This is a genomic window from Serinicoccus profundi, assembly GCF_008001015.1.
In the GTDB taxonomy this organism is placed as follows: domain Bacteria; phylum Actinomycetota; class Actinomycetes; order Actinomycetales; family Dermatophilaceae; genus Ornithinicoccus; species Ornithinicoccus profundi.
Genome location: NZ_CP042862.1, coordinates 2,825,175 through 2,838,132, shown reverse-complemented (window position 1 = coordinate 2,838,132; position 12,958 = coordinate 2,825,175). Strand labels below are relative to the sequence as shown.

General features: G+C 72.8%; 11 protein-coding genes. 5 read left to right on the top strand and 6 right to left on the bottom strand.

Features of this window, described 5'->3' with window-relative positions; all coding sequences use genetic code 11:
* Window positions 1–223 precede the first annotated feature (223 nt).
* The 4 genes from FA582_RS13175 (at window position 224) to ilvD (ending at window position 5,256) form a co-directional block, all read left to right on the top strand.
* Entirely contained in the window at window positions 224–2,029 is a 1,806-nt protein-coding gene (locus FA582_RS13175) for an acetolactate synthase large subunit (protein ID WP_010148976.1), read from the top strand.
* A gap of 101 nt (window positions 2,030–2,130) precedes the next feature.
* Window positions 2,131–2,466, top strand: coding sequence for an acetolactate synthase small subunit (ilvN, locus tag FA582_RS13170; RefSeq protein ID WP_081480635.1), 336 nt, complete (start codon window positions 2,131–2,133; stop codon window positions 2,464–2,466).
* 59 nt (window positions 2,467–2,525) lie between these two features.
* Window positions 2,526–3,563: a ketol-acid reductoisomerase gene (gene ilvC / locus FA582_RS13165; protein WP_010148978.1), complete on the top strand. Its 1,038-nt coding sequence runs from the start codon at window positions 2,526–2,528 to the stop codon at window positions 3,561–3,563.
* Window positions 3,556–5,256, top strand: coding sequence for a dihydroxy-acid dehydratase (gene ilvD / locus FA582_RS13160; protein ID WP_010148980.1), 1,701 nt, complete (start codon window positions 3,556–3,558; stop codon window positions 5,254–5,256). Before ilvC ends, ilvD begins: the two co-directional genes overlap by 8 nt.
* A gap of 82 nt (window positions 5,257–5,338) precedes the next feature.
* On the opposite strand, the gene FA582_RS13155 is transcribed toward ilvD, so the two are convergent.
* Window positions 5,339–5,575 (bottom strand): three-helix bundle dimerization domain-containing protein, encoded by a 237-nt coding sequence (locus FA582_RS13155; RefSeq protein WP_010148981.1) that lies wholly within the window; start codon window positions 5,573–5,575, stop codon window positions 5,339–5,341.
* Window positions 5,576–5,654: 79 nt separating this feature from the next.
* Window positions 5,655–6,452, bottom strand: a complete 798-nt coding sequence (locus FA582_RS13150; protein ID WP_010148982.1) for a siderophore-interacting protein — start codon at window positions 6,450–6,452, stop codon at window positions 5,655–5,657.
* Window positions 6,453–6,535: 83 nt separating this feature from the next.
* Here FA582_RS13150 and FA582_RS13145 point away from each other — a divergent pair, with 83 nt between their 5' ends.
* Entirely contained in the window at window positions 6,536–8,419 is a 1,884-nt protein-coding gene (locus FA582_RS13145) for a phenazine-specific anthranilate synthase component I (RefSeq protein WP_010148983.1), read from the top strand.
* Window positions 8,420–8,486: 67 nt separating this feature from the next.
* Here the strand turns inward: FA582_RS13145 and FA582_RS13140 are convergent, their stop codons facing one another.
* From FA582_RS13140 to FA582_RS13125, 4 genes are read right to left on the bottom strand one after another with little or no spacing between them, the layout of a single operon-like run.
* Window positions 8,487–8,975 carry a DUF4442 domain-containing protein gene (locus tag FA582_RS13140; protein ID WP_081480631.1) on the bottom strand — a complete coding sequence of 163 codons (489 nt, stop codon included), beginning with the start codon at window positions 8,973–8,975 and terminating at the stop codon, window positions 8,487–8,489.
* Window positions 8,976–9,007: 32 nt separating this feature from the next.
* Window positions 9,008–10,141, bottom strand: a complete 1,134-nt coding sequence (locus tag FA582_RS13135; protein ID WP_010148985.1) for an ABC transporter ATP-binding protein — start codon at window positions 10,139–10,141, stop codon at window positions 9,008–9,010.
* A 47-nt stretch (window positions 10,142–10,188) separates the two neighbouring features.
* On the bottom strand, window positions 10,189–11,775 hold the full coding sequence (locus FA582_RS13130) for an ABC transporter permease (protein ID WP_010148986.1): 1,587 nt from the start codon (window positions 11,773–11,775) through the stop codon (window positions 10,189–10,191).
* Window positions 11,776–11,807: 32 nt separating this feature from the next.
* On the bottom strand, window positions 11,808–12,878 hold the full coding sequence (locus FA582_RS13125; RefSeq protein ID WP_010148988.1) for an iron ABC transporter substrate-binding protein: 1,071 nt from the start codon (window positions 12,876–12,878) through the stop codon (window positions 11,808–11,810).
* Between the last annotated feature and the right edge of the window lie 80 nt (window positions 12,879–12,958).

Below are 12,958 nucleotides of genomic sequence, written 5' to 3'. Positions count from 1 at the left end.
GATGCATGACTGTGCGTCACGTCACATACCTATGCAGGGGGTTGACGTGACGGCACGTGAGGGGGTTCTATGGGTCCATGCAGTTCTCCGCTCTCGTACTTATTACCTAGGGACGCGCCGCCGGCCGATCCTCGCCATCGTCGCGTCCTCCCCTCGTCAGCCCACCGGGCCGAGGGGTTTTTTGTTGCCACAGCACGTTCTCCGGACCTCAGGAAGACACCTCATGACTGCCACCCAGATCCCCGACGGAGCCACTGTGACCGCGCCCGGCACCACCGGTGGCACCTCCACCGGCACGCCACGTCGCACCGGCGCCGAAGCGCTCGTCGCCACGCTCGAGCGCCTCGGCGTCGAGCACATCTTCGGTCTGCCCGGGGGAGCGGTGCTGCCGCTCTACGACGCGCTCTACGGCGCGAAGGTGCGGCACATCCTCGTGCGCCACGAGCAGGGAGCCGGCCACGCCGCGCAGGGGTATGCCGCCGCGACCGGCAAGGTGGGCGTGTGCCTGGCGACCTCCGGGCCGGGGGCGACCAACCTCGTCACCTCCCTCGCCGACGCCAACATGGACTCGGTGCCGATGGTCGCGATCACCGGCAACGTCGCCAGCACCGCGATGGGCTCGGACGCCTTCCAGGAGGCCGACATCCGGTCGATCTCCATGCCGGTGACCAAGCACTCCTTCCTCGTCACCAAGCCGGACGAGATCGCCGCCACCGTCGCCTCCGCCTTCCACATCGCCTCTACCGGTCGGCCCGGCCCGGTCCTCGTCGACGTCAGCAAGGACGCCCTGGTCGCGCTCGCCGACGAGACGATGCTCCAGCTGCCGCTGCCCGGCTACCGCACGCCGAGCAGCCCGGCCCCCGAGGCCGTCCGCGACGCCGTCGAGGCCATGCTCACCGCGCACCGTCCGGTGCTCTACGTCGGCGGCGGGTGCCTGCGGGCCAACGCCTCCGCGCAGGTCCTCCAGCTCGCCGAGCTCACCGGCTTCCCCGTCGTCACGACCCTCATGGCCCGCGGAGTCTTCCCCGACAGCCACCCGCAGCACATGGGGATGCCCGGCATGCACGGCAGCGTCTCCGGCGTCGCCACCCTGCAGAAGTCCGACCTCATCATCAGCCTGGGGGCACGCTTCGACGACCGGGTGACCGGGGCCAAGCACACCTTTGCCCCGGACGCGACGATCGTCCACGCCGACATCGACCCCGCGGAGATCGGCAAGAACTTCCCCACCGCGGTCGGCCTCGTGGGCGATGCCCGGGAGACGATCGGTCTGCTGGTCACCGAGTGGACCCGCCGCACCGCCGCCGGTGCCGCGCCCCAGCACGAGGCGTGGGTCCGGCGGTGCGCGTCGTGGAAGGAGCGCTACCCCCTCGGCTACGACACCCCCTCCGACGGCGCCCTCGCCCCGCAGCTGGTCATCGAGCGCCTCGGCGCCATCTCCGGGCCCGAGACGATCTTCGCCGCCGGGGTCGGGCAGCACCAGATGTGGGCCAGCCAGTTCATCACCTACGACCAGCCGCGCCGCTGGCTCAACTCCGGCGGCCTCGGGACGATGGGGTATGCCGTGCCCGCCGCCATGGGCGCCAAGGTCGGGCGCCCGGACGCGACCGTCTGGGCGATCGACGGCGACGGCTGCTTCCAGATGACCAACCAGGAGCTGGCGACCTGCTCGGTCGAGGGCATCCCCATCAAGGTGGCGATCATCAACAACGCCGCCCTCGGCATGGTCAAGCAGTGGCAGGCGCTGTTCTACTCCGAGCGGTTCAGCCACTCCCAGCTGCCCTCGATGCAGGTGCCGGACTTCGCGACCCTCGCCACGGCATACGGCTGCGTCGGTCTGCGCTGCGAGCGCGCCGAGGACGTCGACGCCACCATCGAGGCCGCCATGGCGGTCGACGACCAGCCGGTCGTCGTCGACTTCCGCGTCAGCCAGGACGCCATGGTCTGGCCGATGGTCGCCGCCGGCACGAGCAACGACGACGTCCAGCACGCCCGCGACGTGCGCCCCGACTTCGGGGAGGACGAGTGACCCTGCTGTCCGACTACCCGCCCCGCGCCGCCGACGTGCCCACGCCAGCCCCCGCCTACCAGCCACACACCGATCCGCAGCACCCGACGAAAGGCACCACCATGAGCGACGCAGCTCGCACCCGTCACGCCCTGTCCGTCCTGGTCGAGAACAACCCGGGCGTCCTGGCCCGCGTGTCCGTCCTCTTCGCCCGGCGCAACTTCAACATCGACCACCTCGTCGTCGGCCCCACCGAGGACAACAAGGTCTCCCGCATGACGATCGTCGTCAACGTCAACGCCGAGCAGCTGCACAAGGTCACCAGCCAGCTCGACAAGCTCGTCGAGGTGATCCACATCGAGGAGCTCGAGGACGCCGACGCCATCCGCAGCAAGCTGTGGCAGATCAACGACAACGGCCCCCGCCCGGTCGGCGCGATGGCCGCCGCCGCCTTCTGAGCACGACGCCCCGCCCCTCGCCCGACCCCACCCGATCACGTACAGGAGACACCCACCTCATGGCCACGATGTACTACGACGCCGACGCCGACCTCGCCCTCATCCAGTCCCGGAAGGTCGCGGTCCTCGGCTACGGCAGCCAGGGCCACGCCCACGCGCTGTCGCTGCGCGACTCCGGGGTGGACGTGCGCGTCGGGCTCGCCGAGGGCAGCGCCAGCCGGGCCAAGGCGGAGGCCGAGGGGCTGCGCGTGCTCACCCCCGCGGAGGCGTGCGCCGAGGCCGACCTCGTCATGGTGCTCGTCCCCGACCACGTGCAGCGCCTGGTCTACCGCGACGCCATCGAGCCCAACCTCAAGGACGGCGACGCGCTGTTCTTCAGCCACGGCTTCAACATCCGGTTCGGCTACATCACCCCGCCGGAGGGCGTGGACGTCTGCATGGTCGCGCCCAAGGGCCCAGGTCACCTCGTGCGGCGCGAGTACGTCGACGGGCGGGGCGTGCCGGTGCTCGTCGCCGTCGAGCAGGACGCCTCGGGCCAGGCCAAGGCGCTCGCGCTGTCCTACGCCTCGGCGATCGGGGGTCTGCGGGCCGGCGGCATCGAGACCACCTTCACCGAGGAGACCGAGACCGACCTCTTCGGCGAGCAGGCGGTGCTGTGCGGCGGCATGAGCCAGCTGGTGCAGTACGGCTTCGAGACCCTGACCGAGGCGGGCTACCAGCCCGAGGTCGCCTACTTCGAGTGCCTGCACGAGCTCAAGCTCATCGTCGACCTCATGTACGAGGGCGGCATCGCCAAGCAGCGCTGGTCCATCTCCGACACGGCGGAGTACGGCGACTACGTCTCCGGGCCGCGGGTCATCGACCCCCGGGTCAAGGAGAACATGCAGGCCGTCCTCGAGGACGTGCGCAACGGGGCCTTCGCCCAGCGCTTCATCGACGACCAGGACAACGGCCGTCCCGAGTTCGAGGAACTGCGGGCCAAGGGTGCCGCGCACCCGATCGAGGAGGTCGGCAAGGAGCTGCGCGGGATGATGGCCTGGGTCAAGGGTCACGAGTCGGACGGCGACTACGTGGAGGGGTCGGCCGCTCGTGGCTGAGGTCGACATCAAGCCCCGCTCCCGCGACGTCACCGACGGCCTGGAGAAGACCGCCGCGCGCGGCATGCTCCGGGCCGTCGGGATGGGCGACGAGGACTGGGTCAAGCCCCAGATCGGCGTCGCCAGCAGCTGGAACGAGATCACGCCGTGCAACCTGTCGCTGGAGCGCCTGGCCAAGGCGGTCAAGGACGGCGTGCACGCGGCCGCCGGCTACCCCCTCGAGTTCGGCACCATCTCGGTCTCCGACGGCATCTCCATGGGGCACGAGGGCATGCACTACTCCCTCGTGTCCCGGGAGGTCATCGCCGACTCGGTGGAGACCGTCATGTCCGCCGAGCGGCTCGACGGCTCGGTCCTGCTCGCCGGGTGCGACAAGTCGCTGCCCGGGATGCTCATGGCCGCCGCGCGCCTCGACCTGGCCTCGGTCTTCGTGTATGCCGGGTCGATCCTGCCCGGTCGTGCGCGGCTCTCCGACGGCTCGGAGAAGGAGGTGACGATCATCGACGCCTTCGAGGCGGTCGGCGCCTGCTCGCGCGGGCTCATGTCGCGCGAGGACGTCGATGCCATCGAGCGGGCGATCTGCCCCGGCGAGGGTGCCTGCGGCGGGATGTACACCGCCAACACCATGGCGGCCGCCGCAGAGGCCCTCGGGATGTCGCTGCCCGGTTCGGCCGCGCCTCCCGCGACCGACCGGCGTCGCGACGGCTTCGCCCGGCGCAGCGGTGAGGCCGTCGTGGGCATGCTCCGCCAGGGCATCACCGCCCGGCAGATCCTCACCCGGGAGGCCTTCGAGAACGCCATCGCGGTGACCATGGCCTTCGGCGGATCCACCAACGCCGTCCTGCACCTGCTCGCGATCGCCCACGAGGCCGATGTCGAGCTCGACCTGGACGACTTCCGCCGGATCGGCAGGAAGGTCCCCCACCTGGCCGACGTCAAGCCCTTCGGGCAGCACGTCATGGTCGACGTCGACCGGATCGGCGGCATACCCGTCGTCATGCAGGCCCTGCTCGACGCCGGGCTGCTGCACGGCGACGTGCTCACGGTGACGGGCAAGACGATGGCCGAGAACCTCGCCGACCTCAAGGCGCCGCCGCTGGACGGCACGGTGCTGCGCGCGCTCGACAACCCCATCCACGCCACCGGCGGGCTGACCATCCTCGACGGCAGCCTCGCCCCGGGCGGGGCCGTGGTGAAGTCGGCCGGCTTCGACTCCGACGTCTTCGAGGGCACGGCGCGGGTCTTCGACGGTGAGCGCGCGGCCATGGACGCGCTGGAGGACGGCACGATCGGGGCCGGGGATGTCGTGGTCATCCGCTACGAGGGCCCCAAGGGTGGCCCGGGGATGCGCGAGATGCTCGCCATCACCGGGGCGATCAAGGGCGCCGGGCTCGGCAAGGACGTCCTGCTCATCACCGACGGCCGCTTCTCCGGAGGCACGACCGGCCTGTGCGTCGGGCACATCGCACCCGAGGCGACTGAGGGTGGTCCGATCGCGCTCGTGCAGGACGGCGACCCGATCACCCTCGACGTCGCGGGCGGTCACCTCGACCTCGGGGTCGACGAGGAGGAGCTGGAGCGCCGGCGCGCGCAGTGGACGGCCCCCGAGCCGCCCGAGCGCGCCCGCCGTGGTGTGCTCGCGAAGTATGCCGCGCTCGTGCGCTCAGCGTCGGTGGGAGCCGTCACGCACTGAGGCGCCCGTCGCGTCGTCCTGCACCGCGGTGGTCGGTGGTCGCCCTCGGGCGCCGCCCACCACCGCGGCGGGTCGGCACCGCTCAGGGCGCGGGCCGGTGGGTGGCGATGCGGCGGTAGTGGAGCATGTCGGTGAGCCGGTCCTGCGCCGCCCGCCGCACGAGGAGCTGGAGGTAGGGCGAGGCGTGGTCGCCGGGGTCCAGCGCGGCCCAGCTGTCCTCGACGACGAAGGCCACCTCGGCCTCGGTGAACGTCCCCCCGAACCGTGCGGTCAGCTCAGCGACGATGGCCCTGCGCCGCGCCGGCGCCAGTGCAGACATCCCACCAGCGTGGCGGCCCGTGGTGACGGGCGGGTGTGGCGCACGTGACGAGCGGGCGCACAGCGGTCGACGAGCGGGATCAGGGGATCTCGGCGGTCATGGCGCGGACCCAGTCCTTCTTGATCGAGCGCCACTCCTCGTCGGTGTGCCCGCGGTGCCAGTAGGGCGAGCAGGAGAGCATCGAGGGGTCGACCAGCGCACGTCCCAGCAGGTGGCGGCGCACCGCCCTGATCGAGGACGCCTCGCCGTGGACGAACGCGCTGAGCCGACCGGGCGGCAGGCGCAGCCCGCCGAGGGCGTCGACGAGCAGCCGCTCCGGCTCGGTCCGGCCGGCGCGATGGACGTAGGCCACCTGCAGGTCGCCGGGGGAGTCCAGCGTCAGCTCGTCGTCCGGCCCGTCCACCTCGACGAGCGCCACGACGGAGCGCCCGGCCGGGACGGCCTCGAGACAGGCCGCGATCGCCGGCAACGCGCTCTCGTCACCGACCATGAGGTAGGCCTCGGCGTCCTCCGGCGGGGAGAAGTCACCGGCCGGCCCCCGCAGCTGCACACGGTCCCCGGCTCGCGCGTGCAGGGCCCAGCGCCCGGCATACCCCACCTCGCCGTGCACGGCGATGTCCACCGTCAGCTCGCGGGCGGACTGGTCCCAGGAGCGCACGCTGATGCGGCGGGGGTAGGGGCGCTGCTCGCGCGGCAGGTCGCGGACGGCCTCGGTGTCGAAGGGCGGTGCGTAGGCCGCGCCCTCGGAGAGGAAGAACATGTTGACGTAGGAGTCGGCGAAGGTGGGGTCGGCGAAGTCGTCGAGCCCCTCGCCGCCGAGGACGACGCGGTACAGGTGGGGGATGAGCGGTGCGCTGCGCACGACCGTGCCGTACATGGATCTCCTCCGGGTCGGGTATTAGGCAAGGGTATCCTCACCAAATTGCTGGAGGGGTGGGGGGTCATGACAGACTTCCCACCATGCCGCCGCGCCTGCTGGACGAGATCCTCGCCGACCCCTCCGGCCAGTCGTGGGCGATCCTGTGGCGCGAGGAGCAGGCCGAGGCGGAGATCCTCGTCGGTGAGGTGGCCGACCTCGACCTGCTGGAGCAGATCCCGCGGCCGGGCGCCGACGCCCCGGTGCTGGCGATGGTGCCCTTCCGACAGATCGCCGAGCGGGGCTTCGACGTCCGCGACGACGGCACCCCGCTGCGAGTGCTGCGGCCCACCCGCACGGCCCGCATGTCCGTCGACGACCTCGTCGCGGCGCTGCCGGACGGCGAGATCGAGGTGGCTGCCGAGCGCTTCAGCGTCGAGGACGCGGCGTATGCCCGCACCGTCGCCCAGGTCATCGAGGAGGAGATCGGCGAAGGGGAGGGCGCCAACTTCGTCATCCGCCGCGACGTGCTCGCCCACTGCCGCAGCGACCACGCGGTCGCCGCCCTCACCTGGCTGCGCCGCCTGCTCCTGGACGAGCGCGGCGCCTACTGGTCCTTCGCGGTGCACACCCCCGGCCACACCCTCGTCGGCGCGACCCCGGAGCGGCACGTCAGCGTCAAGGACGGGCGGGTGTGGATGAACCCCATCTCCGGCACCTTCCGGCACCCGGCCGCGGAGGGCGAGGTGGAGGCGGACTTCCGGGCCTTCATCAAGGACGCCAAGGAGACCGAGGAGCTCTTCATGGTGGTCGATGAGGAGATGAAGATGATGGCCCAGATCTGCGCCGACGGCGGCCGGATCACCGGGCCCTACCTCAAGCAGATGGCCCACCTCACGCATACCGAGTATCTCCTCGACGGGCGCAGCGACGCCGACGTCCGCGACGTGCTCCGGACCACGATGTTCGCCCCCACCGTCACCGGCTCCCCGATGGAGAACGCCTGCCGGGTCATCGCCCGGCACGAGCCGACCGGACGCGGCTACTACTCCGGCGTCCTGGCCCTGCTCGAGCAGGATGACGAGGGCGGGGAGACGCTGGACGCGCCGATCCTCATCCGGACCGCGCACATCGGCGCCGACGGCACGGTGACCGTCAGCGCGGGCGCCACGCTGGTCCGGCACAGCGACCCCGTCTCGGAGTGCGAGGAGACCACGGCCAAGGCCCGCGGCGTCCTCGCCGCGCTCGGGCTGCGGCCGCGCCGCGAGCTCGGGTATGCCGTGGACCTCGGGTCGCTGCCCGGCGTCGCCGAGTCACTGGGCGCCCGCAACGACTCGCTGTCGCCGTTCTGGCTGAGCCCGCAGGGGTCCCACCCCGACCCCGACCTCCTGGGGCGCCGGGTGCTCGTCGTGGACGCCGAGGACACCTGGACGCAGATGCTGGCCCACATGGTGCGCCACCTCGGGATGGTGCCGCAGGTGCGGCGCTGGGAGGGCGTCACCGAGGCCGACGTCACCACCGAGCGCGAGGGGGCAGCCGGCGTCGACCTGGTCCTCTACGGCCCGGGGCCGGGTGACCCCACCGACGCCACCGACCCGCGGATCGCGCGGCTGCAACAGCTCATCACGGCCCGCGTCGAGGCCGGCCTGCCGGTGCTGGCGGTCTGCCTGTCGCACCAGGTGCTCGCCGCGATGGCGGGCCTGGAGATCGACAAGCTCTCCTCACCCAACCAGGGCATCCAGCTGCCGGTGGACCTGTGGGGCGAGGTGCACCGGATCGGGTTCTACAACACCTTCGTCGCCCGTCCGGGCCGCGCCGAGCTGGGCGGGCGGGCGTTGGAGGCGGCCGTGCACGAGCCGGACGACGCGGTCGTCGGGCTGCGCGGCGACGGGGTGGCCACGATCCAGGGCCACGCCGAGTCGGTGCTGTCCCGGGACGGCCTGCGCGCCCTGCACGCCCTCATCAGGCAGGCGCTCGGCCTGCGCTGAGGCGCTCGGCCGATGCGGCGACGCCCGGTCGGCACGGTTGCTCCGGCCGCTCCTCGGCGGGCCACGCTCAGCGACCGCGGCGGACGTAGAGCTGCTTGCGGACCCGGGCGACGACGGTCCCATCGTCGGCCACCACGTCGGTCTCGAACCAGCGCAGCACCTTGGCGCCGTCGGCCGCGGCCTCGCGCAGCTCGGCCAGGACGGACTCCTCGAGCACGAAGGTCGCGGTGACGCTGCTGCGCCCCGGGGAGACGAACTCGATCTGCGCCGCCTTGTCCCACACGACATACTCCGGGCCCAGGTTGCGCAGGACCATGAGCATCCAGAAGGGGTCGGTCATGGCGAACAGCGAACCGCCGAAGAGCGTGCCGACGTAGTTGCTTGTGAGCCGGCTGCGGCGCAGGCGCACGCGCACCGAGCGCCAGTCGGCCCCGACCTCCTGGATCCGGATGCCGGAGAAGAGGAACGGCGGCCAGGCGTTCATCCCGTGCCGCAGCGCCTCGGGCGAGGAGGCCAGCGCCTTCCACCGACCGACCCGCTGGGTCGAACGGCTCATCGGTGCCGGGCGGTCCACCGGCGCGGGACCGCTCATCGTGCGGCCCCGGGGTCGGCGGTGGGAGAGGGGCCGGGCAGGCCGCCGGGGACGACACGGCATACCCCCTGGACGCGCAGACCCACGTGGGAGCCGACGGCCGGCGGGTGGGCGCCGCTGCGCGAGTGCACGAGGGTGCCGTCGTCGAGGACGAGGGTGACGAGCGCGTCGTGGCCGTGGAAGTCGACCGTCCGCACCTGCGCCGGCCTGCCGTGCTCGGACAGCACCACCTGCTCGGGCCGGACGAGGACGTGCGTGGCCTCGTCGCGGTCACCGACGACCTCGACCCGACCGAGCGGGATGTCGACGAGGGCGTCGTCGTGCTGCCCGGCCCCGGTCACGGACGGCAGCGGGAAGAGGTCGGCCTCCCCGACGAAAGAGGCGACCCACGCATCGACCGGGGCGGCGTAGACCTCCTCGGGGGTGCCCACCTGGTGCACCCGGCCCTCGCGCATCACCGCCACCTGGTCGGCCATCGACAGCGCCTCGCCCTGGTCGTGGGTGACGAGGATCGCGGTCGCGCCGTCCGCGTGCAGGGCGTCGCGGACGTCGCGGCGTAGCTCCACCCGCAGCGAGGCGTCGAGCGCGCTGAACGGCTCGTCGAGCAGCACCAGCGGCGGCCGCGGCGCGAGGGCGCGGGCGAGCGCGACCCGCTGCTGCTGACCGCCGGAGAGCTCGTGCGGCATCCGCTCGCCGAGCCCCGACAGCCCCACGAGCTCCAGGCACTCGGCGACGCGCCGGGCGCGCTGCGCCCGGGGTGAGCGCCGAGGCAGGCCGAATTCGATGTTGTCGGCCACCGACAGGTGGGGGAAGAGCGCGCCCTCCTGGGGGACGACGGCCACCTGACGGCGGTGCGGGGGCAGGTGGATGCCGGGCAGAGCCACCGCGCGCCCGTGCACGGCCAGGCGTCCCTCGTCGATCCGCTCGAAGCCGGCCAGGCAGCGCAGCAGGGTGGTCTTGCCGCAGCCGGAGGGCCCCAGGACGGCGAGGAACTCCCCGTCGTCGAGGTGCAGGTCGACGTGGTCGAGCGCGCGGACCGGGCCGAAGGACTTGCCGACGCCGATGATCTCGACCGCGTGCGTGGTGGCCTCGGCGCGGGCGGACCGGGTGTCGGCGGTGGTCACGGCCATCGGCGGTCCTTCCTGGGCTGCTGCGGGGCGGGAGGGGCGGGTCAGGATCATGGTGACACGACCGGTTCAGCGGGTGCCGGGGCGGTCGCGGTGGGGACCGACCGGTCGGAGCGGGGCGCTCCGGAGCCGGCCGGCACGATCCCGGTGCGGCGGACCACGACCCAGGTGGGGACGGCCGCGAGCGCGACGAGGAGCAGCGCGTAGGGGGCGGCCTCGGCATACCGACCGATCCCGGTCGCGCTCCACAGCCGGGTGGCGAGGGTGTCCATCCCGGTGGGGCGCAGCAGCAGGGTGGCGGGCAGCTCCTTCATCGCGGTGAGGAAGACGAGCGCGGCGCCCGCCCCGATCCCGGGCAGGGTGAGCGGCAGGGTGACCCGGGTGAAGACGCGGGCGGGGGAGCTGCCGAGGGACTGTGCCGCCTCCTCCAGCGACGGGGGCGCCTGCGCGGCGGCCGAGGCGACGGCGGCGACCGCGAGCGGGAGGAAGAGCGAGGCGTAGGCCAGCGCGAGCAGCCAGGTGGTCTGGTAGAGCGGCAGGGCGACGGTGACGCCGAAGAAGACGAGGGACAGGCCGACGACGACCCCCGGCAGGGCGTGGGCGAGGTAGGCCGCCCGCTCCAGCAGCGCGCTCAGCCGCCCGGGGTGGCGCGCGGCCAGGAGGCCCACCGGCAGGGCGAGCGCCACGGTGAGCAGCGCGCCGAGGAGGGAGGCGCTGAGCGAGCCCCACGCGGCGTCGCCGATCCGGTCCCACGCCTGGCCCGCGGACGAGCCGGCGGCCATCCAGCGGGCCAGCGAGAGGGCGGGGACGCCGAGGGCCGTGAGGACGACGACGACGAGCGCGCCGGTGCCGACGAACCGCCAGGGGCCGAGGTCCAGCGGGGTCGCGGGGCGGCTCACCGAGGCGGTGGAGAAGCGGGCGCCGGCCCGGCGGGTGCGCCCCTCGCCCCAGAGGATGCCCAGGGTCAGCAGCACGAGGACGGTGGCCAGGGTCAGGGCCATGGAGCGGTTGAAGCCCGAGCTGAGCGCGGTGAAGATCGCGCGGGTGAAGGTGTCCAGGCGCAGGATCGAGACGGCGCCGAAGTCGGCCAGGACGTAGAGCGCGGCCAGCAGGCCACCACCGGCGATCGCGGGGCGGACCTGGGGGAGGGTGACGGTGAGCAGCGTCCGCCAGGGTCCGCGGCCGAGGGACCGCGCCACCTCCTCCTGGCTGGGGTCGACCCGGGCCAGCGCGGCGGCGACCGGGAGGTAGACGTAGGGGTAGGTGTAGAGGGTGAGCACCAGGGCCGCCGCCCCGAAGCCCTCGAACCGCGCGCTCGGGTCGCCCGACCACAGGTCGGACACCGAGACCCAGGTGAAGGCGGCGACGTAGCTGGGCACGGCCAGCGGCAGCGCCAGCAGCACCGCGAGCGGGGCGCGGCCGGGGGTGTTGGAGCGGGTGACGAGCCAGGCGCTGCCGACGCCGATGACGAGGCAGGCCACGGTGACGACCACGGCGAGGGAGAGCGAGGTCGCGGTGAGCCGGGCGACCCGCTCGGTGGCGACCGTCTCCCACCAGGAGGCCAGGCCGCCCTCGGCGGTGCGCAGCAGCAGGTAGCCGAGCGGGAGCAGCGCCACCGCCGTGGCCGCAAGGGCCACGGCGGTGAGCGCCGGATGAGCTCGGCGGCCGGTCAGAGCAGGCCCGCCTCGGTGATCATGCTGATCGTCGTCTGCAGGTCCTCGAGGTCGTTGAGGTCGATGTCGGGGGTCTCGAGGTCCTTGAGCGCCGGGAGGCCGGCCGGGCCCTCGAGCCCCTCGATCATGGGGTACTCCGAGGTCTGCTCGACGAAGTAGGTCTGGCCCGCCTCGGAGAGCAGGTAGTCGACCAGCGCCTGCGCGTCGCCGTCGGCCTGCTCGCCCACCAGGCCCATCCCGGAGATGTTGACCAGGGCGCCGGTGTCGCCGCCCGGGAAGAAGTGCAGCGCCACGTCCAGCTCCTCCGGGGCGACGCCCTTCTCGGCGGCCAGCTCGTAGAGGTAGTAGTGGTTGACCAGGCCCGCGTCGATGGCGCCGGAGTCGACGTCGGCGACGATCTCGCCGTTTTTCTCGCGGATCTGCGGGTCGTTGGCGGCGAGGTCGGCGAGCCAGGTGGCCGCGGCGTCCTCGCCCTCGAGCACGCGCATCGCGGTGACGAAGGACTGGAAGCTGGCATTGGTCGGGGCGACGCCCACGCGGCCGGTCCACTCCGGGCCGGTCAGCTCCTGGACCGAGGCGGGCAGCTCGTCCTCGCTCACGGCCTGCGTGTTGTAGGCCAGGACCCGGGAGCGCCCGGTGAGCCCCACCCAGGTGCCGTCCGCCGACTCGTAGGTGTCGGGGACCAGGTCAAGGGTCTCCTGCGGGAGGTCCTGGAGCAGCCCCTCCGCGGACACGGCGCCGAGGGCACCGGCGTCCTGGGCGAGGAAGGCGTCGGCGGGGGAGTTCTCACCCTCCTCCAGGAGCTGGGCGGCCATCGCGGCGGTGTCGGCGTAGCGGATCTCCACCTCGATGCCGGTCTCGCTGGTGAAGTCGTCGAGCACCGGCTGGACGAGCTCCTCGTTGCGGCCGGAGTAGAGCGTGAGGGTGCCGTCGCTCTCGGCACCGGACTCGGCGGTGTCGGCGGTGCCGCCGTCGGAGGCCGGAGCCGGCTCCTCGGTCGGGCCGCAGGCGGCGAGGGTCAACGGGAGCAGGGCGCCGACGAGGGCGAGGCGGGTCACTCGGATCATGAGAGAAGGTCTCCTGGGGGAGCGGGCCAACTTAGGTGGACCTTACTTCACCACACGCATGATCGTCTGCACAAATTCCC